Below are 23111 nucleotides of genomic sequence, written 5' to 3' on the forward strand. Positions count from 1 at the left end.
GGAGTACCCGCTACCGCAGGAATCCCACCCGATCGACGCGGCTGGCGATTGACGCCGCACGTCGGAAAAGCATAACCTTTCGTCTATCTGTAAACCTTGTGAACAGATTTACGACGACGCGGCGGCGCGCGTCCCCACCGAAGGGACGATCAGGTGATCGCAGAACTTTCCTCCCGTACCAGAAGGATCCTGTCGGTGTTCGTCGCGCTCGTCGTCGCCGTGACCGCCGGCGTCGGTCTCGGCGTCGCGCGCAGCGCGCAGGCCGCGCCGACGTTCAAGGTCCTGGCCTTCTACAACGGCACCTGGGACGACGCGCACATCGACTTCATCAAGGACGCGCGCGCCTGGTTCCCGCAGGCCGCCGCGCAGTACGGCTTCTCCTGGGAGGCCACCAACAACTGGAGCCTGCTGAACACGTCCAACCTGGCCCAGTACAAGGTCGTCATGTTCCTGGACGACGCGCCGCCCGCCGCCCAGCGCCCCGCCTTCCAGCAGTACATGCAGAACGGCGGGGCGTGGATGGGCTTCCACGTCAGCGCGTGGACCGACAACCCGTCGAGCTGGAGCTGGTACTACAACACGTTCCTCGGCTCCGGCTCGTTCCGGACCAACACCTGGCTGCCCACCCGGGTCACCATGCGCGTCGACAACCGCACCCACGCGGCCACCCGGAACCTGCCGGCGACGTTCTCGTCGTCGTTCAGCGAGTGGTACTCGTGGAGCAACGACCTGCGGCAGAACTCGAACATCGACATCCTGGCCTCGGTCGACCCGTCGAGCTTCCCGGTCGGGACCGACCCCAACCAGTCCTGGTACAGCGGCTACTACCCGCTGGTCTGGAGCAACCGGCAGTACAAGATGATCTACGCCAACTTCGGGCACAACAGGATGGACTACGGCACCAAGACCGGCCTGTCGTCCACCTTCGACAGCGCCCAGCAGAACAAGCTGCTGATCGACGGGCTGCACTGGCTCGCCGGCGTCGGCACGTCGCCGACCCCGACCCCGACGCCCACCCCGACCGGCAGCGCCGGCCCGATCTCCCCGACCGCCTGGCACACCGTCGTCAACCGGGGCAGCGGCAAGTGCGTGGACGCGCGGGCCGCCGGCACCGCGAACGGCACCGCGATCCAGCAGTACGCCTGCAACAACAGCACCGCCCAGCAGTACCAGTTCGTCCCGACCAGCGACGGCTACCTGCGGGTCAACAACCGCAACAACAGCGCGCAGGTGCTCGACGTGACCGACCGGTCGACCGCCGACTCGGCCCCCATCCAGCTCTGGTCCTACAGCGGCGGCGTCAACCAGCAGTGGCGCGCGGAGTCCGAGGGCGGCGGCTACTACCGCCTGGTCAACCGCAGCAGCGGCAAGTGCCTGGACGTGCCGGGCGCATCCACGGCGGACAGCGTCCAGCTCATCCAGTACACCTGCAACGGCACCGCGGCGCAGTCGTTCCGGCTGGTGTCCGCGTCGTAGGTCGGCCATAGCCTCGCGGCCATGGCGATTCCCGACAGTTCTTCGGCTCCGTCACCGCCACCCTCACCGGCGGTGCCGGAGCCGAAGACGACTGGTACCGCCGCAGGGGCGCGAGCGAGCACGAGGACGCCTCCATCGACCGGGCGGAGGCCCGCCTCACCGGGTGTCTGGACGCGTTGCCCGGTCGGGTCTTCGCCATCCGCCTGTTCCGGGTCGAGGTCGACGGGCACGCGTTCGGGCTGGTCGACTGGTCCGAGGAGTACGACGGCGACGACCACGCCGAGTTCCTCCCCGACGAGCTGGGGTTCGCCCCGCCGTGGGACGGCTGCTACGACACCTGAACGGGCCTAGCGACGAGGGCCGGCCCGGTGGGCCGCTCGCTGTGTCGTGCCCCTGTCGAGCTGCCCCATAAATGGGGCGCGCTCCGCGCAGCCGGGCGCGCTCCGCGCAGCCGGGCGCGCTCCGCGCAGCCGGGCGCGCTCCGCGCAGCCGGGCGCGGCGTCGCCGTGGCGGGTGCCCATCTGCTCGCCGGCCGCCGGTCCGGGTCGCGGGCACCGGTCCGCTTGGCAGACGGTGGTTTGGGTGGCGGGGCCGGTCGCTCGGTGCCGCCCCACATCTGGGGCAGCTCGACAGGACCTGCGGGTGACAGGCCCGCCAGGCCCGCCAGGCCCGCCGGTGCCGCGCCCACGGAGATATCCATTGCGGACGTGCCGCCATCCTCCTACTGTCACCGGTGCAAGGTCGAGAGCAACCACGAGAGCAACCACGAGGGGAGTACGCCGTGTCGCGACGCGTCCGCACCGACGCCGCCCGGCGTCTGCTTCCTGCCGGCGGTTATCTCCTCACCACAGCCACGACCACTGCCTGCAACCCCTTGCGGGGCACCGGGCCGGGGTGACGCCGACGCGTAGCGCGTCCGCCGGCCGCCCATCCCCACCGGGATCGGGCGGCCTTCTCGTATCCCCGTACCGCCGCCGGACCACAGCCGCCCGGCGCATGATCGATATCGGTCACCCGCACGACAGAAGGAGACCATCATGGGATTCACCCCGCTCGCCGGGACCCGGGCGCCGGTCCGGGTCTGGACCGACCCGTACGCCATCGAGCCGCAGGCCGCGAAGCAGCTGCGCAACATCGGCGCGCTGCCCTGGGTGCAGGGTGTCGCCGTGATGCCGGACGTGCACTTCGGTAAGGGCGCGACGGTCGGTTCGGTGATCGCCATGCGACAGGCCGTCTCGCCGGCTGCGGTCGGCGTCGACATCGGCTGCGGCATGTCGGCGGTGCGCACCTCGCTGACCGCCGCCGACCTGCCGGACGACCTGGGCGGCCTGCGGTCCGCGATCGAGGCCACCATCCCGGTCGGCTTCGCGCAGCGGCCCGAGGCGGTCAACCCGCGTCGGGTCCGCGGGCTGGAGCAGGCCGGCTGGGACGACTTCTGGGGTCGCTTCGCCGGTCTGGACCCTCGGGTGGCGCAGCTCGAGACGCGGGCGCAGCGGCAGATCGGGACGCTCGGCGGCGGTAACCACTTCATCGAGGTCTGCCTGGAGCAGGGCGGCGACGACGAGGGCCGGGTCTGGCTGATGCTGCACTCCGGGTCGCGCAACATCGGCAAGGAACTGGCCGAGCGGCACATCGGGGTGGCCCGGCGGCTGCCGCACAACGCCGACCTGCCCGACCGGGACCTCGCCGTGTTCCTTGCCGGCACGCCGGAGATGGAGGCGTACCGGCGGGACCTGTGGTGGGCGCAGGAGTACGCCCGGCGCAACCGGGCCGTCATGCTGGCGCTGCTCTGCAATGTGGTGCGCGAGCAGTTCCCGCAGGTCGGCTACGACGAGCCCATCTCGTGCCACCACAACTACGTCTCCGAGGAGAGCTACGACGGCGTCGACGTGCTGGTCACCCGCAAGGGCGCGATCCGGGCCGGCCGGGGTGACCTGGGCATCATTCCCGGGTCGATGGGGACCGGGTCGTACATCGTGCGGGGTCGGGGTAACCCGGACGCGTACTGCTCCGCGTCGCACGGTGCCGGGCGGCGGATGTCGCGGGCGCAGGCGAAGCGGACGTTCAGCACCGCCGACCTGGCCGCGCAGACCGCGGGCGTGGAGTGCCGCAAGGACGCCGGGGTGGTCGACGAGATCCCCGGCGCGTACAAGGACATCACCGAGGTGATGGCCCAGCAGGATGACCTGGTGGAGGTGGTCGCGCACCTCAAGCAGGTCGTCTGCGTGAAGGGCTGACGAGGGTACGCGCGGGCCGGGAGCACCGGCCCGCGCGGACCTCCTCAGAAGCCGACGAAGACCCGGCGCAGGTCGTCCAGGGTCACCGGCCCGCTCACCCGCACGCCATCCGGGGTGTAACGCTGCCCGAGCCGGCCGACCACCAGCCGCAGCCACGCCTCGGCCGGCAGGGACAGCTCACCGTCGGGCTGCTCCGGCGCGTCGGTGAGCGTGATCTGCTCGCCCAGCCGCAGCCCGAACGTCCGTTCCGGGTCCCGCAGCCGTACCAGCAGGGTCGCCTCCCGGCCGGCCAGCTCCTTGGGTCGGCTGGTCCAGCTCAGCATGCCGCCGATCTGATCGAGGAGCAGCGGCACCGCCTCCGGCGTCACCGCCGCGAACGGGTTGAACGCCACCTCGGCGTCCCACTGGTGCAGGGCGAACTCGCTGAGCCGGAACCGGGCGGCGGTGGCGACGTCGACCGGGTCGGGCAGGAAGCCGAGGTTGATCCGCAGCGTCTCGCGGGTCTCGGCGTCCAGCGCCTCGTACGCCTCGACCAGACGCTCGTTGGACGCCAGGAAGCCGGCGGCGTGCTCCTCGGGGGACATGGCGTCCCAGCGCTGCCACACGCCGCGGTTGAAGTCGCCGTCCGGGGCGGGCGTGCCCTCGATGGAGGCGTTCAGCCCCGCGAGGCCGATCTCGGCGCCGCTGCCCAGGTGGCTGAGCACCTGGGAGACCTGCCATTCGCTGGCCCCGGAGGGCTGGCGCAGGTCGTCGTCCTTCAGGTCGCGCACGAGCGCGGCAAGCTCCTCGTGGCCCGCCCGTAGCGCGTGGATGATCTGGTCGGCAGCCGTGGACATATGTCTCCTCAACGGATCTTCGACGATGGTCGGGACGCTACCGGACGATTCGCCCCGGTCGGACGCACCCGGTGTGCGCCGCCCGGCCCGTACCCCATCGGGTGCGGGCCGGGCGGCGTCGTTCGGGCTCAGCCCATGTGCACGGCGTTGCCGGCCGGGATGTCCTCCTTGCGCACCTTCACCAGGACCAGCGTGACCAGCCCGGCGAGCACGATCAGGACCGCGCCCCAGGCGAACGCGACGCGGTACCCGTGCACCAGCGCCTCCACCTGCGTCGCCGGGTTCGGCGCCCGGCCGACCAGGTACGCGGTGACCGCGCTGGTGTAGAAGGTGTTCAGCAGCGCGGTGCCGAGTGAGCCACCGACCTGCTGGGTGGCGTTGAGCGTCGCGCTGGCCGCGCCGGCGTCGTGCTCCGGCACCCCGACCAGCGCGAGGCTGGACAGCGGGACGAAGGTGAAGCCGAGTCCCAGACCCAGGACGACCTGGGCGGGCAGCAGGTGGGTGAGGAACGACGTGTCGACGTCGATCTGGGTCAGCACCAGCATGCCCGCGGCGGCGAGCACCGCACCGGCGACCATCAGCGGCTTGGCGCCCAGTCGCGGCATGAGCTGGCTGGCGCCGCCCGCGGCGATCAGCACACCGGCGGTGACCGGCAGCGACGCGAGGCCGGCCTCCAGGGGCTTGTACTGCAGGACCACCTGGAAGTAGAAGGTCAGGAAGAGGAACGCCCCGAACAGGCCCGCGCCGATCAGCGTCGAGGTGAGGTACGCCCCGCCCCGGTTGCGGTCCAGGATGATCCGCAGCGGCAGCAGCGGGTGGTTGGTGCGCAGCTCGATCACCACGAAGGCGGCCAGCAGCACCACACCGGCGGCGATGAAGCCGAGCGTGGCGGTCGCGTCCCAACCGTCCTCGGCCGCCTTGGTGAAGCCGTAGACGAGGGAGACCAGACCGGCGGTGACGACGACCGCGCCGGGCACGTCGTAGCGGGTGTTGCCGTGCGCCCGGCTCTCCGGCACGAGCGGGAGGGCGAAGGCGATCGCGATGGCGGCGACCGGGATGTTGACCAGCAGGCACCAGCGCCAGTCGGCGTACTCGGTCAGCACCCCGCCGAGCAGCAGCCCGACCGCGGAGCCGCCACCGGCGATCGCGCCGTACACGGCGAACGCCTTGGCGCGCTCGGTGGCCTCGGTGAACAGCACTGTGAGCAGCGCCAGGGCGGCCGGCGCGAGCAGCGCGCCGAACGCGCCCTGCAACGCGCGGGCGGCGAAGAGCATCCCACCGGTGGTGGCGAGGCCGCCCAGCGCGGAGGCCAGCGCGAAGCCGGTCATGCCGACCAGGAAGGTGCGCTTACGCCCCCAGTAGTCGGCGATCCGGCCACCGAGCAGGAGCAGACCGCCGAAGGCCAGCGTGTAGGCGGTGATCACCCACTGCCGGTTCGCGTCGGTGATGCCCAGGTCGGCCTGGGCCTGGGGGAGCGCGATGTTCACGATGGTGGCGTCGAGGACGACCATCAGCTGCGAGACCGCGATGACCCCCAGGGCGATCCAGCGCCGCGGGTGCGGGGCGCCTGTCGACGTCCCGGCGCCGGGGGCGCCGGGGGCGGTCGAGGTGGTTCCGGGCATGGTGAAGCCTTCCGTGGTGCGGATGTTGATGGATCAGGCCTGGGACGGGCGGTCGTGCCGGTAGGTCAGGACCGGGATCAGCACCTGGTCGACGACCTGGGTGAGGAACGCGTCGTCGGCGGGTAGACCGTGCGCGACCAGTCGGGACATGAGGAGCGCGGGCGCAAGATCGTGGAACAGGTCCCGTTCGCCGGCCTCCGGGGGGATCTCCCCACGGGCGGCGGCGCGGACGAGGACGGCGGTGCTGGCCACCCGACCGGCGGGCAGCACCTGGTGGCGTACCAGACGCTCCAGCTCCGGACTCGTCCGCATGGCGAAGGTCAGCGCCTGCATCAGGTCGCAGTCGGCGACACAGATGGCGGCGGTGGCGCGGAGCAGCTCGAGCAGGTCACCCCGCAGTGAGCCGGTGTCGGGTGGGTTGAGCACGCCGACCTGGCGGTCGCTCAGGGCGGCGACGACCAGCTCGGCCTTGCCGTCCCACCGTCGGTAGATGGTGGCCTTGCTCACGTGGGCGCGGGCGGCCACGGCGTCGATGGTCATCCGGTCGTAGCCGACCTCGCGCAGCAGGTCGATCACCACGCTGAACAGGTCGGTGCTCGTGCACCGGGCCGACCGGGCGGCCGGCACGCCGACGCCCGCGCTCACCTGCTGACCCTCCAGCACCTGCACCCCCCGTGAAACGATGTCGTACTGACCCTAGTTCGCTCGGAGCCCTTCCTGCAGGCTTTTATGAGGTGCGTCGCATCGGGCGAGCGAAACGGTGACGTTTCAACCTCAGCTGTCGGGCGGCGCGAGGAGCACCGGCACGGCCACGGTGTTGATCCGGGTGCCGTCCCGGGCCGACACCTCGTACACCTCGATCGTGCCGTGCTGCGCCCTGTTCGTACGCCAGTTCACCACCACCCGGTAGTCGCCCCGGCAGCCACTGCCGCAGCTCGCCGTGCCGAAGGCGGCGGCCACCTGGCGGCCGGCGTCGTCCAGCACCCGGACGCTCACCGTGGCCTCGAACACGTCCGCCGTGCCGCTGACGGTGAGCGGGGCGGTGACCCTCTCGCCGACGCTCGGCCCGGTGACCACGATCGGCGCGAGCAGGCCCGGATAGTCGGCCCGACCGACCGGTGCGCCCCCGGGAAAGCGGACCCGCCGGACGGTGGGGAACTGGGTGAGCGTCCACACCACCTGCGCCTCGCGCAGCCGCCGACGGTCCGCCGGGTCGTCGGCGGACGGGACGGGGCCGAGTGTCGCCACCCCGTCGACGATCCGGGTGACCTCGACGCCGGCCGGCAGCAGGGTCACCATCCCCGTGGCGGCCTCGGCCGGAGTCGGCCCGGCGGACAGCTCACTCAGGGCGAGCCGGGACGTCGCGACGGTGGCCGGTCGGGTGCGCCGGGTGGGCACGAGCCGCCCGGAGCGGACGTACCACAGCTCGATCGTCACCGGGTCCGGCCGGCGGGTCCCGGTGACCGCCGGCGTCGGCGGACGCGGCGGGGTGCCGGTGGCCGGCGGCGTCGGCGGCGCCGAAGCGGCCGGCGCGGTCGTGGCGGGCGCGACGGTCGGTGGGGAAGTGGTGGGCGGCGGCCCCGGCGGCGCCGTGCCCAGGACGCCGGAGCGGGGGGTGCCGCACCCGCTCAGGACGAGCGCGGCGACCAGCGCCAATCCTGCCGCGCGGGACCCGTCACGGCCGCTCATCCCGCACCCCCTCCCGCGCGGCACCGTCGGGATCCCGCGCGGGCAGTTCCAGGCGGAACCGCGTGCCGACGCCCGGCTCGCTGCGCACACTCAGCACCCCGCCCAGCACCGCCGCGTGTTCCCGGGCGATCGCCAGACCGAGGCCGCTGCCCGGGGCCGAGCGCGCGGCGTCGACCTTGTGGAACCGGTCGAACACCAGCGGCAGGTGCGCGACCGGGATGCCGGGCCCCTGGTCGGCCACCTCGAACACGACGCCTCGGCCCGCCGCGCGCACGCTCGCGGAGATCTCACCGCCGCCGTGCTCGACCGCGTTGGCGACCAGGTTGGCCAGGACCCGCTCCAGGTGGCGAGGGTCGGTGCGCAGCGCCACGGGATCGCCGGTGACCAGCACCCGGTCCGACCAGCCGCGCGCCGCGACGATCGCGCGTAACAGCGCCAGCGCGTCCACCGGCTCGACGCTCGGGCGGTCCCGCCCGGCGTCCAGCCGCGAGATCTCCATCAGGTCCTCGATCAGGCGGCGCAGCCGGACCACGTCCCCGACCAGCAGCCGCGCGGCCGGCCGGGCGTCGTCGGGCAGCCGGTCCAGCTGCTCGCGCAGCAGCGAGGCCGCCGCCACCAGGGCGGTCACCGGGGTACGCAGCTCGTGCGCGACGTCGGCGGTGAACCGCCGCTCCCGGGCCTGCGCGGCGGACAGGGCGGCGATCTTCGCCTCCAGCGCCTCGGCCATCTCGTTGAACGACGCCGCCCACGCGCTGAACTCGTCCCGACCGCGTACCGGCAGACGGGTGGCGAGCAGCCCCTCGGTGAGCGCCCGGGCGGCGCGGCTGGCCCGGCCCACCGGCTCCAGGGTGCGGCGGGCCAGGAGGTTGCCCACCGCGGCGGCGACCAGGACGACGACCATCCAGCCGGCCAGCAGCGCGGCGTACACCTGGTTCAGGTCGGCCGCGACGTCGTCCTCCACGGTGATCACGTACAGCTCAGCGGTCGAACCGGGGACACGCCCACCCACCACCAGCAGACGGGGGCGCTGCGCCGACGTCGACCGCTGGTACGCGAGCTGCCCGTCCGCGACCGACGCCCGCAGGCGCGTGCCCAGGGCAGGGGCGTACCCGGGATGGGAGGGACGAATGACGCCGTCGACGAGGACCACATGCCGACCGCTGCCCTCGAAGCTGGTGAGCAGCTCGGCGTCGCGCTGTTCGGTCAACGGCGGGAACTGTCCGGCGAGCACGAGCTGGTAACGGGCGTCGGCGGCGGCCTGACGCAGCGACGCGTCCCACCAGGACTGCCGCAGCAGCAGCCCGGTCCCGCCGGCGAGCAGTCCGGCGGACACTCCGGCGACCAGCACGAACGCGATCGTCAGTCGGCGCCGCAGCCGGCCGGGCGGCACCGGGCGTACGGCCATCGCCGACCTCCCGTCAACCGGCGGACAGTTTGTAGCCCGCGCCGCGTACCGTGCGGATGCGCCGCGGGTGCGCCGGATCGTCCTCGACCTTCGCGCGCAGCCTCTGCACCGCCACGTCGACGAGCCGTGAGTCGCCCAGGAAGCGGTGGTTCCAGACCAGGTCCAGCAACAGTTCCCGGGTGAAGACCTGGCCGGGACGTCGGGCCAGCTCCAGCAGGAGCCGGAACTCGGTCGCGGTCAGCTCCACCTCCCGGCCGTCGCGGCGTACCACGAATGCGCCCGGGTCGATCTCCAGGTCGCCCACGGCGATGGTGCGCGACGGCGTCGGCGCGCTCACCCGCCGCAGCACCGAGCGGACCCGGGCCACCAGCTCCGGCAGGTCGAAGGGCTTGCGCAGGTAGTCGTCCGCGCCGCACTCCAGACCGACCACCACGTCGAGCGTGTCGGTGCGCGCGGTCAGCATGAGGATCGGCACCTGGCTCGTCCGCCGGATCTCCCGGCACACCTCCAGACCGTCCAGTTCGGGCAGCATGACGTCGAGCACGATCAGGTCGACCGGGTGCGCTCGCCAGGTCACGAGCGCCTGTCGTCCGTCGGTGGCGGTGTCGACCCGGAAGCCGGCGCGGCGCAGACCGAGGGCGGTGACCTCCCGAATGGAGACGTCGTCCTCGACCACCAGTACGCGGCCCTCCATCAGTCGAGGGTAGACCCGTGACCACTGTGCGTAACCCTGGCGGAACGGTCGTCATCGGCGGCCGGTCGGGTCCTCATCCCGGCGTCGTCACCGCTACGGTCAGGTGCCTCCGGGCATCCCCCTCACACGAAAGGGCACGACGTGCAACGTCATGGCTGCGTGATCCGACTCCGCCCCGAGCAGCGGGAGACCTACCTGCGGTTACACGCCGCCGTCTGGCCGAGCGTCGAGCAGACGCTGCGCGCGGCGAACTTCCGCAACTACACGATCTTCCTCCACGACGACCTGCTCTTCGGTTACTACGAGTACGTCGGCGACGACTACGAGGCCGACCTGCGGCTGATCGCCGCGGACCCGCAGACGCAGGAGTGGTGGAAGCTGACCGACCCGTGCCAGGAGTCGCTGGCCGAGCCCGGCTCGGGGGACTGGTGGGCCCCGATGCGCGAGGTCTGGCACCTGGCCGACGAGGCCCCGCAGGGCTCCGCAGGCTAGCCGTCTCACGGTCGGCGCCGGCCGGCTCCCGCCTCGACCTCGGCGGGCGCCGGCCCGGATCCCGGTCAGTCCGCGATCTTGATGATTGTCTTCCCCGCTGTGCGCTGGCGTCGGGCGAACGCCGAGGCCGTCTCGTCGAGCGGCCGTACCGCGCCCACGATGGGCCTGAGCCGTCCGGTGCGGACGCGTTCGGCGAGGTCGACCAGCCGGGCACGGTCCGGTTCGACGACGAAGAAGACGGCTCGCCCGTCCCTGGGCTGGACCTCGGGCGGCGCGGCGATGGTCACGACGGTGCCGCCGGGGCGGACCAGCTCGGTCGACCGTCGCAGGATGTCGCCACCGATGACGTCGAGCACCACGTCCACCTCGCCGACCTGTCGCAGGTCGTCGGCGTCCAGGTCGACGAACGCCTGCGCGCCGAGAGAGAGCACGACGGTCCGGTCGGCGGCGCGACCGGTGCCGATCACGCGGGCGCCCACCTCCCGCCCGAGTTGGACGGCGATCGAGCCGACACCTCCGGCGGCGCCGTGCACGAGGACGGTCTGGCCGGCCGTGAGGTGGGCGTGGTCGAACAGCCCCTGCCAGGCGGTCAGTCCGGAGATCGGTAGCGTCGCAGCCACCGGGTGGTCGACGTCGGCCGCCAGCGGGGCGAGGTTCCGCGCCTCCACCGCCGTGTACTCGGCGAGGGATCCGTCGCGGGCCCAGTCGGTCAGGCCGAACACCCGCTGACCCACGGTGAGGCCGGTGGTGCCGTAGCCGAGGTCGGCCACGACACCCGAGAGCTCGTGCCCGGGGATGGTGGGCGTCCGGTCACGGCCCGCGCGGTCGGTCCACGTCGTCGGCCAGTCGAGCTCGCCGGGTGTGAAGCCGGCGGCGTGGACGCGCACGATGACGTCGTTCTCCGCGGCGTGGGGGTACGGCATGTCGGTCAGGGTGAGTCCCTGCACCCCGGCGTCACGGTCGCGTACGGTGATGGCTTTCATGCTCGTTGCCTTTCAGCTCGGCCAGGGTGCGCCGACGATGCGCTCGACCGTCGTCACGCGCCGGAAGCCGGGAACGAAGTGTTCGAGATAATCGGAGTTGACGGTGCCGATCGTGGTTTCGGGTCGATTCTTCAGCCCGTCGACCGTGGTGCGCAGGAATTCGTTCTTGAAATCCCCGCGCGGATGGACGGCGAGGATTTCCGCCAACTGGTCGGTGTCCAGCCCGTCCAGGCCGAGGCCGAGAACGTCGGTCAGCACACCGAGGTAGGTGGTCGCGATCTCGGGACCCAACCGGTCGGGAATACCCGGCGTGGTGTGCAGGGCGATCGCCGTCCAGACGGTCTCGGCGGCGGTCGTGGGGAACCCCCGGTCCAACAGGAACCGGCGCGCATGGTCGGCGCCGTCGACCTCGAAGCGCTGCTGGAGGTCCGAGAACGGCGTCCCGAGCCCGGCGTCGTGGAACATGGCCGCCAGGTAGAGCAGTTCCGGGTCCGGTTCGACGCCCAGCCGTCGGGCGTGGATCAGGCCGAAGAGGAAGACCCGACGTGAATGGTGGTAGATGAGCGGCCCGGTCGTCTCCTGAATGTGCCGGGTCGCCTCGGCGACCGCCGTTGACCGCGGAATCTCGAATCCCGCGATGACCTCTGCCATTTACCTTTCACCTTCCCGACGAGGTGAGCCGAGTGCTGATGACCCCATGGTGCCCACCGGTCGTCGTGGCCCGCCGCCCTCGTCGAGCCAGGAACCCCTCATATCTGGACAGCGGCTGGTCGCCGAGACCTCGTTCGTTTCCGCTGGCGGCGTGCTACCAATGCATCGTGTCCACGCCGCCCGTCCGCCACCCCGGTAACCGTCGACACCCACCGCGCCGGGTGCGGCAAGGCGCGACGGCGCAGGGCCGGAGACCGTGAACGGCGGCCCGCATCGCGTCGCGATCTTCGTGTACGACGGGGTGACGCTGCTGGACGTCGCGGGTCCGGCCGAGGTGTTCAAGGAGGCGAACCGGTTCGGCGCCGCCTACCGGATCGTTCTGCTCTCGCCGACCGGTGCGGACGTCACGTCGAGCCTCGGCGTTCGGATGGCGGTCGACGGCGCGGTCTCCGCCGCGACGCCGGGCATCGACACGCTGCTGGTGGCCGGCTCCGACCGGTATCCCCGCGCCCGCGTCCCCGTCGACCTGGCGGACGCGGCCCGCCGGCCGGCCGTCGCGGCCGGACGGGTCGCGTCGATCTGCACCGGAGCGTTCGTCCTCGCCGCCGCCGGCCTCCTCGACGGTAAGCGCGCCACCACGCACTGGCAGGTCGCGCACGAGCTGGCCGCCTGGTGTCCCACCTGCCGCGTCGAACCCGACGCGATCTACGTGCGCGACGGCGCGACCTACACCTCGGCGGGCGTGACCGCCGGCATCGACCTGGCGCTCGCTCTCGTCGAGGAGGACCACGGGCCCGACCTGGCGCGCGACGTGGCCCGCGCTCTGGTGGTGTACATGCAGCGTGCCGGCGGTCAGTCCCAGTTCTCCGCGCCGTTGCAGGGGCCCGCGCCCCGGTCGCCGGCCCTGCGCAGGATCGCCGACGTGGTGACGGCGAACCCCCGCGCCGACCATTCGCTCACCGAACTCGCGAAACACCTCAACGTGAGCACTCGGCAGCTCACCCGGCTGTTCCATGACGAGTTGTCCACGACACCGGCCCGCTACGTCGAGAACATTCGATTCGACCTGGCGCGGGCGCTGCTGGACCAGAACCACACCGCGACGCAGGCCGCGACGCTCGCCGGGTTCCCCAGCTACGAGAGCATGCGGCGGGTCTTCGCCCGGAAGCTGTCGATCAGCCCCGCCGCGTACCAACGGCGGTTCCGTACGACCCGCCGCGTCGAGCCGGACGAAGGTCCGTCACCGCCCTGAGGCACGGCCGCCCGGGTCCGACCGTGCCGGGCCGGTGTACGGCGGCGGTCACCACTGGTGGGCGACGTCGAGCACGATCCGGCTGTGGGCGCCCGGACCGGCCAGCACGACGGCGCGGAACGGCAGCCGGGCCCGTACGCCGACGGCGAAGGTGGTGTAGCCCTCGAAGCTGCCGCCGAACACCACGTCGCGCAGCGTCGGGTAGCGCAGCAGGTTCGTGACGTGCGTGCCGACCGGGTACGGCACCGTGCCTAGGTGGTCGGCGTCGTACGCCGGGGCCCGCAGCGAAACCCGCAGCAGCGCGCCTCCGGCGGTGTACGGCGACAGCGCGAGCCCCTCGCCCTCGGTCCAGGTCTCGCCGTAGCCGATCGTGTACCCGTCGACCGGGCCGGCGAACTCGAACACCACCCGGTCGTAGCAGTCGTGCTGGCCCGTCCGGACGTCGACCAGGGGAGCGTCGCTCAGCGCGCCGGCCGACTTCTCCCCGCTGCCCCAGGTGATCCCGCAGTACGCCGCCTCGGTGGCGGCGCGCGCCGAGCCGGTGCCCGTCGCGCTGCTGGTGCCGGCCGCGCTGCTGCCCGCCGTGGCGAGCACTCCGGCGAGGACGACCGCTGTCGCGGTCAACGCGCTCCTGATCCTCATCGTGGTTCTCCATTCGGTGTCCCGGGGTCACGTCGCGGCGGCTGTGCCGGTGACCCTCAGTCGTCACCGTCGTCCCGCCCCGACACGGGCACCTCGCCGTCGGGTAACCGCCGCGTAACAGCCGACGCCCCGACCGCGATCGACGTCAGCCGCGTCGCGTTGCGTCCTGACGTGGCTCGGCGTGGCGTGGCGTGGCACCCCACGGCATCCCACCTTGCGATACGGTGCCTCGCATCGGCACATCGGAGGTGGATGGATGCCTGCCGTCGTCGTCCTCGCGTTGACCCTCGCCCTCGCGCCCGCGCCCACGCCGGCGGTCTCCGCCACACCCGGTCCGCTCGGCGAACTGGTCGGCGGTGTCGGCCGGATCGTCGGCGACCTGCTGGGCCGCGGCGGTACGCCCACACCGATCCCGACGCCGAGCGCCACCCGCGGCCCGACCTCCGGGCCGAGCCGACCACCGGCGACCGCGCCGTCCGGCCCGTCGACGCCCGGCGCGACCCCCGGGCCCGTCGAGTCGTCGGCCGGTGCGCGGGCGACGGTCCCGCCCGATCGCCCCGACAAGCGGGCGGGCGCCGCCGGACGCGACCCGGTCGTGCCCGTGCGGGGCGGTGACACCCCGGCGCCGATCGTCGCGCCGGCCCTCGCCGACCCCGTCCGCGATGGCTGGCCGCCCGTGTCCTATCTGTTGGTGGCGGCGGTCCTGGTCGGGCTGGCGCTGCTGCTGCTGCGCCGCCGTGGCAGTGCCGGTCCCTCGGCCGTTCCGGCACCGACTCCCGACCCGACGCCACCTCCCGATCCCGACCCCGGGCCGGACAACGTCCGCCGCCTGCCGACCAGCCTCAACGCCATCTATGAGCTGGGTCGGCTGGACGAGCGACTTGAGCAGGAGCGCCGCCGCCGACCCTGAGCGGCGGTTTCAGTGCTTCGGGTACGCGCCCTCGCGCCGGGGGATCGCGTCGTCGTACGCCCCGGACGGGCCGTGGTAGCGGGTCGTGCCGTTCGGGTACGGCCACGCGTTGGCACGGCAACCGTGCAGGCCCAACGTCTGCTGCTGCATCACCGGCGCCGGCCGGCCCGATCCCGGGCAGCGTTCGTGGCCGAACCGGAGCCGGTGCCCCACCTCGTGGTTGACCATGTACTGCCGGTAGGTGGTCAGGCTCGCGCCGTAGTCCGGCACGCTCGACACCCAGCGCGCCACGTTCAGCACCACCTTGTCGCCGCTGCGGCAGGACGTGTAGCCGTCCGGCACGTCCTGGCAGAGAGTGTCGCGGGTGCCGGGGGTCGCCAGGTAGATGGTGAAGTCCGCCGGATCGCCGGCACCCACCCGCCGCAGCCGCCAGTCCCCGCCCGCCGTCCATCCGCGCGGGTCGTTCAACGTCGCGGTGATCGCGGTGGCGATGTCACCCGCCGCGAGACCATGGATGTCGCGTTCCACGGCGACCCGGTAGCGCAGCAGAGTGCCGCTCTCCGCGCCGCCACGCGTCGTCTCGGCGGCGGCCATCGTCCAGCGGTTCCCGCCGGTGGCGGGATAGCTGACCGGGTGGTTGGGCGTGCTACGGGTGCCGAGGATGCCGACGCCGGTTGGCCGGTGCGACGCCGCCGCGTGGTCATCGGGTCGCGGTCCGGTACCGGGGTCTCCGGCGGGCTGCCCGGCCGCTGGCCCTGTGCATCCGGTGAGCAGCGCCACCGCCAGCAGTGACGCCGCCGAGGCCAGATGCCACCGGCGGGTACCCTTCGTCGACATGTCTCTCCCCTCGCGCGTCGCCTGAAGGCGCGCACACAGGAGAAGACGGGTCATGGCGACAAAAAGTTGAAGTGATCCGGATCTCAACCTTCCGGCGGCCGCACCCGTCTGAGGTGATGTGGCACGGGGGAGGGTTCGCGGTGGCGCGGGGTGACGCGGAGTTCGTCGAGTTCGCGCGGGCGGCGTCCGCGCGGCTGGTGCACGCCGCGTTCCTGATGACCGGCGATCACCACCAGGCCGAGGACGCCGCACAGACCGCGCTGGTCCGCACGTACGCGTCGTGGTCGCGGATCCACGACGACGACGCCTACGGGTACGCGCGTCGCACGTTGGTCAATCACCTGGTGGACCGGTGGCGACGGCCGATGCGGGAGTACCCGACCGACGAGGTGCCGGAGCAGCGACGCGGTGACGTGGCCGACGACGTGGCGACCCGGCGCTGGTTGGTCGCCATCCTCGGCGTGCTGAGCCCTCGGGAACGGGCCATCGTCGTGCTGCGGTACTACTTCGACCTGCCGGAGGCGCAGGTGGCCCGAGAACTCGCCGTGTCCGTGGGCACCGTCAAGAGCACCAGCTCACGGGCCCTGGAGAAGTTGCGCACCGCCGCACCGCGCACCACCGACGAGGGGGCGCGCCGATGAGCGAGCTGGATCGGCTCCGGGACGCCATGCGGGCGACCGAACGCCCCGACGCCGTGATCGACCTGGCCCGGGTGATGCGTGACGGGCGACGGTTGCGGACCCGTCGGCGGGTCACCGGGGCGGCTGCGGCGACGCTCGCGGCCGGGCTGGTCGCCGTGACCGCGGTGACGGTCGACCCGACCGGGTCGCGCGATCCCGCGCCGGCCGGGCCCGCGTCTCCGGCCGCCGTCGCCTCGCCCTCGGTCGGTGTCGCGCCGACGTCGGACGGGCCGACGCCACCGCCCACGCAGGCTCGTGGCGTGCCGAATCCCAAGCCCCTGGGTCAGGTGATCGACACCGGTATACGGCACGGCGTCGATCTCCGGGTGTACTACATCGTCGGGGTGACGATCCCCGGGGTGCCCAAGGTGACCATCGGCCTGGCCGCCGGTCGCCGCGCGCCGGACGGCACGGTGCGCACGGACATCCTGGTCAACGACGTCGAGGGCGCTGACCGCAGCCTGGGGTTCCACCAGATCGGGTACGACGAGAGCGCGTCGACCCCGGCGGTGCCCACCTTCGGCTACTTCGTCGGTCCGGCGGCGCGGATCATCGGCACGGTCGACGGTCGGCAGGTCGACGCCACGCTGGCGCGATGGAGTCTCGACAAGCAGGTCGTGATCTTCTGGTTCGATCCGGCCACCCTCGCGCCGGGGGAGCGGTTGGACGGCATCGTCGCCCGCGACGGCGCGGGCCACCGACTCTGATCCCTGGGACAGCGCTGGCCCGTGGTGGGTAGCTCCTGCTCGATCACGGTCTTCGGGCGGCAGCTGTGCGGTGCGCCTTGACGACGGCGATGGCCCAACTCAGCCATGTCGCAACCAGCGTCCCAGCACTGGGCGCATCCGCTTCTGACGCGGTGCGGGCTGGACCCAGGGCTCAGCTGCTCAAACACGCTCTGAATGTGGCTCGGGTCGGTGTCCCTAAACCCGGCAAGTCCCGGACCCCAGTCCGAACACCACCACAACTCCCACCCCCACCCCGTCGATCATGGAGTCGTGGTGGGGACGAAGGGTGTGAGCGAATGCATAACGCCCACCATAAGTCCATGATCGACGCGGGCGTGGGGGTGGCGTAGGGGCGGGCGCGGGCGCGGGGGCGGGGTGGGAATCGGTACCTTGTTTTGGCCTAGTTCAGGGCCTTTGGCTAGTCCTCAGCCGAGCTGGTCGCCGTGGCTCAGGTCAGCCGGCGTTCGATGGTCACGGTTGTTCCCTCGCCGGTGGAGACCAGCCGTACGTCGCCGTAGGCGTTCATCAGTAGCGCGCCACGCCCCCGGTCCATGGCCGGTCGACGGTCCCGCCAGGTGCCGAAGTCGCGTACCGAGATCCGGACCAGCGTGTCGCCCACCTGGAGCCGGACCCGCACCTCGGGACGGCTGGGTCGCTGCGCGTGCTCGACGGCGTTGTTCATCGCCTCGGAGGCTGCGAGCAGCAGATCTTCCGCCACCTCCCCGTCGACGTCGAGGTCGTCCAACGCCAGCCGGACGTCCCGTCGCATGGCCGCCGCGGAGGTGGGCACCGACGGGTACGTCCACTGCTCGTCCAGCCGGTCGCCGAGCCCGTCCTCGTCGGGCCTGGCGATCGCCGACGCGCGGGTCGGGTCGCCGGCGCGGTCCACGGGTGACGCGCCCCCTGCCGGTGCGGCCTCGACCGGTGCGGGCTGGTCACCGGGGGGTCCGGTCCGGGCCCTGGTCTCCGTGGCCGTGCCGACGGGTTGCGTCGATGTCGGGGTGCTGACGGCTGTCGGTGCGGGGCTGTCGTGGTCGGACGCGCCGCTGCGCGACCGGCGGATGGCGGTCCGGATCCGGGCGATCAGCTCGGCGGCGGCGAACGGCTTCACCAGGTAGTCGTCGGCGCCCAGGCTCAGACCTGCCACGCTGGCCTCCTCGCCCGCTCGCGCGGAGAGCACGAGCACCGGCAGCGACCGGGTCGCGGGGTCCGCGCGCAACCGGCGGACCAGGTCGAAGCCGTCCAGCACGGGCATCATCACGTCGGTGAGCACCAGGTCCGGTGGGTCCCGGTGGATCGCGTCGAGGGCCTGCCGGCCGTCGGTGACCGACCGCACCCGCCAGCCCTGCGCGGCGAGCAGCCGACTCAGGTACGCGCGCATGTCGCTGTTGTCGTCGGCGAGCAGGATCCGTGCGCCGGCCAGCTCGTCGGCGGCCGGACCGGGCGCCGTGGCGGGCTCGGCGACGTCTCCGGCCGGGTCGGTCAGCCAGCCCGTCGCCTCCTGGACGGCGGCGCGTGCCGCGTCGCCCCGCCCTTCGGGGGACGGACCGGTCGCCGCCGCGCGCCGTGCCGCCGACCAGGGCAGGGCCACGGTGAAGGTGGTGCCGACGCCCACCTGACTGGTCACCCGCACCTCGCCGCCCTCCAGCCGGGCCAGCTCGTTGACCAGGGCCAGGCCGATTCCGGTGCCCTCGTGGCTGCGCGACCGCGCGCCCTGCACCCGGTGGAAGCGTTCGAAGAGCTTCGGCAGCTCCGCCTCGGCGATCCCGATGCCGGTGTCGGCGACGGTCAGGCGTACCTCGTCGTGGTCGGCGTCCACGGCGACGCGGATGCCACCGATGAACGTGTACTTCAGGGCGTTGGACAGCAGGTTGGTGACGACGCGTTCCCAGTTGACCGGGTCGACGGTGACCGGGTGGGGCAGCGGCGGGCAGTCGACGTCCAGGGTCAGCCCGGCCCGCTCGACGGCGGCGCGGAAGACGCTGGCCAGTTCGGCGGTGAGCGCCGGCAGGTCTACCTCGTGGGCGTCGCTGCAAGCCCGGCCGGCCTCCAGGCTGGAGAAGGTGAGCAGGCTGTTGACCAGTGTCAACAGGCGGGTCGCGCTGCGCCAGGCGGTCTCGACCCGCTCCCGCTGCGGTGGCGTCAGGGGCGCGGCGGTGTCGGCGAGGGCGTCGGCCAACGGCCCGAGCATGAGGGTCAACGGGGTACGGAACTCGTGGCTGACGTTGGTGAAGAAGGTGGTCTTCACCCGGTCCAGCTCGGCCAGCGTCTCGGCCCGACGTCGCTCCCGCTCGTACTCCTGGGCGTTGCGCACCGCCGTCGAGACCTGCTGCGTCAACAGTTGGTAGAACGAGCGGTACGCCTCGTCCAGCGAGCGGTTGGGGCTGACGCCGACCAGCAGGACGCCGAGCGGCTGGTCGTCGGCACCCGCCGGCAGCGGCAGCGCGAGCGCGGCGCGGGCCGGATCGCCCCACGGACCGGCGGGCAGCGACAGCCGCTCGTCGAGGCCGGTCACGTCGGTGGGCCGCCCCGCCGCCGCGTCCGGTAGCCCCCAGGCGCGGGCCGTCGGGCCCGGGTCGGCCAGGTCGACGACGGTCGGCAGCGATCCGGTGATGGTCGCGTCGCGCGGGCCGCCGCCCGCGTGGGCGATCCGCCGCAGGGTTCCACCGTCGCGCAGGTAGATCGCGGCGAACGGTACGTCCAGTGGGTGGCCGCCGATCGCGTCGATCAGCCGCGCGCAGGTCGCGTCCACGTCGACGGTGCGCCCGTCGCCGCGCAGGGACAGGTCGCGCAGCAGCCGCAGTCGCCGTTCGCCGACGACCTGTTCGGTGACCTCGCTGCACACCGTCAGCACACCCACGGTGCGGCCGTCGTCGTCGCGGGCCGGGGCGTGCGAGACGCTGAAGTAGGCCTCCTCGCGGTAGCCGGCGCGCTCCAGCAGAAGCTGGAGGGCGGGTACCCAACTGGCCACCCCGGTCGCCATGGCCTGCTCGATCAGGGGGGCGAGGACGTCCCAGCCCTCGGCCAGGGTCACCCGCACGTCGTCGCCCAGCGCGCCGGGGTGCTTGTCGCCGATCAACGCCGAGTACGCGTCGTTGTAGAGCTGCGAGAGGCGGTCGCCCCAGAGCAGCAGCATCGGGTAGCGGGAGGAGAGCACCATCCGTACGGCGGAGCGCAGGCTCTGCGGCCAGTCGGAAACCGCGCCGAGCGGTGTGTCGGCCCAGTCCAGCTCCGCCATCAGCTGTCCGGTGGCCCCGCCGTCGTCGAACAGGTCGCTGCGGGGTCGTGTCACGCTCGACCCGGCCTCATCGCTAGCCCCCCGTTCCGGGCCCGACGACCCCTGCTGGCGTTACCTACCCATCCTGGCACCTCTACTCACCTGTGCCGACGCCGGTACCCACCGTCTAACGGGCGGGGGTTCGGGACGAACGTCCGATGTCACAGACATAGATATCTGTAAGTGTCTCGGTTATCTCTCCGACCCCGAGGAGCCCCCATGAGAGGTAGAACGCTGAGCGCGGGAATCGCGCTCGCCGTGTTCACCGGGATGACGGTGACGTTGGCCGCCCAGCCGGCGACCGCGTCACCCTCCGCCGCGACGACGGCGGGCCGGCCGATCGCCGCGTCCGCCGCCGTCCTGGCGGCGCCGGACATCTCCGTCACCAACGTCCAGGCGCACCTGACCCAGTTCAACTCCATCGCCAGCAGCAACGGCGGCAACCGGAGGGCCGGGTCTGCCGGCTACACCGCCTCGCTCAGCTACGTCAAGGGCAAGCTCCAGGCGGCCGGCTACACCGTCAGCGAGCAGTACTGCTCCAGCTGTACGTACCCGTCGAACAACCTCATCGCCGAGTGGCCCGGCGGCCCGGCCGACCAGGTGGTCATGTTCGGCGCCCACCTGGACAGCGTCTCGGCTGGTCCGGGCATCAACGACAACGGCTCCGGCTCGGCCACCCTGCTGGAGAACGCCCTGGTCCTCGCCGCGCAGAACCCGACCATGACGAAGAAGGTCCGGTTCGCCTGGTGGACCGACGAGGAGCAGGGGCTCAACGGCTCCCGCTTCTACGTCAACTCGCTCAACTCCACCCAGCGTGGCTACCTCAAGGGCTACTACAACTTCGACATGGTCGGCTCCACCAACGGCGGCTACTTCATCAACCGGGTCACCTCCACCACGGCGGCGCCGCTGAAGGCGTACTGGGACTCGCTGGGGCTGCAACCGGAGGAGAACGTCGAGGGCCAGGGCCGCTCCGACGACTACTACTTCCAGCAGGCCGGCATCCCGACCTCCGGGTACGCCGCGGGCGCGAGCGCCCGCAAGACCAGCAGCCAGGCGGCCAAGTGGGGCGGCACCGCCAACGCGGCGTACGACGCCTGCTACCACCGGTCCTGTGACACCACCGCCAACGTCAGCGCCACCGTGCTGAACCGGGCCGCGGACGGTGTCGCGTACGCGCTGTGGCAGCTCGCCGTGGGCACCGGCACCCCGACCAACGACTTCTCGGTCGCCGTCAGCCCCACCGCGCTCAGCGTCGCCCGGGGCGCCAGCACCAGCGCCACGGTCAGCACCGCGACCACCTCCGGCTCGGCCCAGACGGTCAGCCTCAGCGCGTCCGGCGCGCCCAGCGGGGTGAGCGTCTCGTTCAGCCCGTCGTCGGTGACCTCCGGCGGCTCGGCCACGGTGACGCTGACCGCGTCGTCCAGTGCCGCCACCGGCACCGTCACCCTCACGGTCACCGGCACCGGCTCGGTCACCCGGACCGCCAGCCTCACCCTCACGGTGACCGGTACCGGGGGCTGTGCCGGTGGGCAGGTGATCGGCAACGGTGGCTTCGAGAGCGGCGGTACGCCGTGGACCGCCTCCTCCGGCGTGATCACCAGTTCCAGCGGCCAGGCGGCCCGGACCGGGTCGTACAAGGCGTGGCTCGACGGGTACGGCAGCACCCACACCGACACCCTGTCCCAGTCGGTGACCGTGCCGGCCGGTTGCGCCAGCTACACGCTGTCGTTCTGGCTGCACATCGACACCGCCGAGACGACCGGTTCCACGGCGTACGACAAGCTCACCGTGCAGGTGGGCTCGACCACCCTGGCGACGTACTCGAACCTGAACGCCGCCTCGGGCTACACCCAGCGCACGTTCAACGTGGCCGGGTTCGCCGGGCAGACGGTGACCCTGAAGTTCACCGGCACCGAGGACTCGTCGCTGCAGACCAGCTTCGTGATCGACGACGTGACGCTGCAGGCCAGCTAGGGCGCGTCGGGTGGGGGCGTGTGTCGCGCTCCCACCCGACATCTGGTCACGTCCGTCTATCTCTGGTAGAAATCCTCCAAGGCCGGCCCCTGATTCGCAGAATTCCGCCCCTCACGCGAACGGGAGTGCCATGTCACCCACTCGATCCACCCTGCGCCGCCGCGTGCTCACGCTGTTCGTGGCCACCCTGGCGGCGGTCTGCGCCACGTTCGGCCTGGCCGCTCCGGCCTTCGCCATCAGCCATTCCAGCGCCACCTCGCAGCTACGCGCCGCCGGCATCTCCTGGACCTCCAGCGGCAACTGCAGCGACCGCAACGTGTCCACCTGCACCTCGTTCGACGGGGTCCGGCAGGCCACCATCGACGGCATCATCACCTTCAAGCGGGCCAGCGGCTGCGCGGTCACCATCACCGCGGGAACCGAGGTCGGGCACGCCGGGGGCACGTACAGCCACTGGAACGGCTACAAGCTCGACATCGCGCTGAGCACGTGCATCCAGAACTACATCTCCGCGAACTACGCCTATGTCGGCTACATCTCCGGCTTCGGGTACCAGTACCGGGCGCCGTCGGGCAACCTCTACACCAAGGAGGGGAGCCACTGGGACATCCTCTTCTACACCTGCGGTGGCTGCTGACCGCGAGTGTGACGGCGTACGCGGCGGGAGCTGACCGCGTACCCGATCAAGGGCCGCCGCCGGTGCATGCCGGCGGCGGCCCGTCG

The 23111-nt window shown here is 72.3% G+C and carries 21 protein-coding genes; 10 read left to right on the forward strand and 11 right to left on the reverse strand.

What is annotated here, in order from left to right:
• Positions 1-153: 153 nt before the first annotated feature.
• The 3 genes from AB0I89_RS07070 (at position 154) to AB0I89_RS07080 (ending at position 3713) form a co-directional block, all read left to right on the forward strand.
• Complete coding sequence (locus AB0I89_RS07070) at positions 154-1476, forward strand: RICIN domain-containing protein (RefSeq protein WP_357121506.1); 1323 nt, start codon at positions 154-156, stop codon at positions 1474-1476.
• 176 nt (positions 1477-1652) lie between these two features.
• Positions 1653-1817, forward strand: a complete 165-nt coding sequence (locus AB0I89_RS07075) for a hypothetical protein (protein WP_357121509.1) — start codon at positions 1653-1655, stop codon at positions 1815-1817.
• Positions 1818-2513: 696 nt separating this feature from the next.
• Complete coding sequence (locus AB0I89_RS07080) at positions 2514-3713, forward strand: RtcB family protein (protein WP_357121512.1); 1200 nt, start codon at positions 2514-2516, stop codon at positions 3711-3713.
• Between the two features lie 44 nt (positions 3714-3757).
• On the opposite strand, the gene AB0I89_RS07085 is transcribed toward AB0I89_RS07080, so the two are convergent.
• From AB0I89_RS07085 to AB0I89_RS07110, 6 genes are all read right to left on the reverse strand, one after another.
• Entirely contained in the window at positions 3758-4549 is a 792-nt protein-coding gene (locus AB0I89_RS07085; protein ID WP_357121515.1) for a maleylpyruvate isomerase family mycothiol-dependent enzyme, read from the reverse strand.
• Between the two features lie 128 nt (positions 4550-4677).
• Positions 4678-6171 (reverse strand): DHA2 family efflux MFS transporter permease subunit, encoded by a 1494-nt coding sequence (locus AB0I89_RS07090; protein ID WP_357121518.1) that lies wholly within the window; start codon positions 6169-6171, stop codon positions 4678-4680.
• A 33-nt stretch (positions 6172-6204) separates the two neighbouring features.
• Positions 6205-6840, reverse strand: coding sequence for a TetR/AcrR family transcriptional regulator (locus AB0I89_RS07095; protein WP_357121521.1), 636 nt, complete (start codon positions 6838-6840; stop codon positions 6205-6207).
• Positions 6841-6945: 105 nt separating this feature from the next.
• Positions 6946-7860 (reverse strand): Gmad2 immunoglobulin-like domain-containing protein, encoded by a 915-nt coding sequence (locus AB0I89_RS07100; RefSeq protein ID WP_357121524.1) that lies wholly within the window; start codon positions 7858-7860, stop codon positions 6946-6948.
• A complete protein-coding gene (locus tag AB0I89_RS07105) occupies positions 7847-9265 on the reverse strand; it encodes a HAMP domain-containing sensor histidine kinase (RefSeq protein WP_357121527.1) in 1419 nt (472 codons plus the stop codon). The genes AB0I89_RS07100 and AB0I89_RS07105 overlap by 14 nt, the downstream gene beginning before the upstream one ends.
• Before the next feature lie 13 nt (positions 9266-9278).
• Positions 9279-9959 carry a response regulator transcription factor gene (locus AB0I89_RS07110; RefSeq protein ID WP_357121530.1) on the reverse strand — a complete coding sequence of 227 codons (681 nt, stop codon included), beginning with the start codon at positions 9957-9959 and terminating at the stop codon, positions 9279-9281.
• A 159-nt stretch (positions 9960-10118) separates the two neighbouring features.
• Between AB0I89_RS07110 and AB0I89_RS07115 the strand changes: the two genes are divergently transcribed.
• Positions 10119-10451 (forward strand): L-rhamnose mutarotase, encoded by a 333-nt coding sequence (locus AB0I89_RS07115; protein WP_357121533.1) that lies wholly within the window; start codon positions 10119-10121, stop codon positions 10449-10451.
• 65 nt (positions 10452-10516) lie between these two features.
• Here the strand turns inward: AB0I89_RS07115 and AB0I89_RS07120 are convergent, their stop codons facing one another.
• Together AB0I89_RS07120 and AB0I89_RS07125 are read right to left on the reverse strand one after the other, a co-directional pair.
• The gene (locus tag AB0I89_RS07120) at positions 10517-11434 is read right to left on the reverse strand and encodes an NADP-dependent oxidoreductase (RefSeq protein WP_357121535.1); all 918 of its coding nucleotides are present in this window, start codon (positions 11432-11434) and stop codon (positions 10517-10519) included.
• Between the two features lie 12 nt (positions 11435-11446).
• On the reverse strand, positions 11447-12085 hold the full coding sequence (locus tag AB0I89_RS07125) for an HD domain-containing protein (protein ID WP_357121539.1): 639 nt from the start codon (positions 12083-12085) through the stop codon (positions 11447-11449).
• A 256-nt stretch (positions 12086-12341) separates the two neighbouring features.
• Here AB0I89_RS07125 and AB0I89_RS07130 point away from each other — a divergent pair, with 256 nt between their 5' ends.
• The gene (locus AB0I89_RS07130) at positions 12342-13337 is read left to right on the forward strand and encodes a GlxA family transcriptional regulator (RefSeq protein WP_357121542.1); all 996 of its coding nucleotides are present in this window, start codon (positions 12342-12344) and stop codon (positions 13335-13337) included.
• Positions 13338-13385: 48 nt separating this feature from the next.
• Here the strand turns inward: AB0I89_RS07130 and AB0I89_RS07135 are convergent, their stop codons facing one another.
• Positions 13386-13979, reverse strand: coding sequence for a hypothetical protein (locus AB0I89_RS07135; RefSeq protein ID WP_357121545.1), 594 nt, complete (start codon positions 13977-13979; stop codon positions 13386-13388).
• A gap of 256 nt (positions 13980-14235) precedes the next feature.
• On the opposite strand from AB0I89_RS07135, the gene AB0I89_RS07140 reads away from it, so the two are divergent.
• The gene (locus tag AB0I89_RS07140) at positions 14236-14889 is read left to right on the forward strand and encodes a hypothetical protein (RefSeq protein ID WP_357121548.1); all 654 of its coding nucleotides are present in this window, start codon (positions 14236-14238) and stop codon (positions 14887-14889) included.
• Between the two features lie 9 nt (positions 14890-14898).
• Here AB0I89_RS07140 and AB0I89_RS07145 read toward each other — a convergent pair whose 3' ends face one another.
• Entirely contained in the window at positions 14899-15726 is an 828-nt protein-coding gene (locus AB0I89_RS07145) for a DUF3152 domain-containing protein (protein ID WP_357121551.1), read from the reverse strand.
• A gap of 140 nt (positions 15727-15866) precedes the next feature.
• Here AB0I89_RS07145 and AB0I89_RS07150 point away from each other — a divergent pair, with 140 nt between their 5' ends.
• Positions 15867-16367: a SigE family RNA polymerase sigma factor gene (locus AB0I89_RS07150; protein ID WP_357121554.1), complete on the forward strand. Its 501-nt coding sequence runs from the start codon at positions 15867-15869 to the stop codon at positions 16365-16367.
• Entirely contained in the window at positions 16364-17113 is a 750-nt protein-coding gene (locus AB0I89_RS07155) for a hypothetical protein (RefSeq protein ID WP_357121557.1), read from the forward strand. The genes AB0I89_RS07150 and AB0I89_RS07155 overlap by 4 nt, the downstream gene beginning before the upstream one ends.
• 469 nt (positions 17114-17582) lie before the next feature.
• Here AB0I89_RS07155 and AB0I89_RS07160 read toward each other — a convergent pair whose 3' ends face one another.
• Entirely contained in the window at positions 17583-20426 is a 2844-nt protein-coding gene (locus AB0I89_RS07160) for an ATP-binding protein (protein ID WP_357121560.1), read from the reverse strand.
• Positions 20427-20630: 204 nt separating this feature from the next.
• Here AB0I89_RS07160 and AB0I89_RS07165 point away from each other — a divergent pair, with 204 nt between their 5' ends.
• Positions 20631-22388: a M28 family peptidase gene (locus AB0I89_RS07165; protein WP_357121563.1), complete on the forward strand. Its 1758-nt coding sequence runs from the start codon at positions 20631-20633 to the stop codon at positions 22386-22388.
• Between the two features lie 130 nt (positions 22389-22518).
• On the forward strand, positions 22519-23025 hold the full coding sequence (locus AB0I89_RS07170; protein ID WP_357121566.1) for a hypothetical protein: 507 nt from the start codon (positions 22519-22521) through the stop codon (positions 23023-23025).
• Positions 23026-23111: the final 86 nt, after the last annotated feature.

The organism is Micromonospora sp. NPDC049801, assembly GCF_040656575.1.
Lineage (GTDB): Bacteria > Actinomycetota > Actinomycetes > Mycobacteriales > Micromonosporaceae > Micromonospora.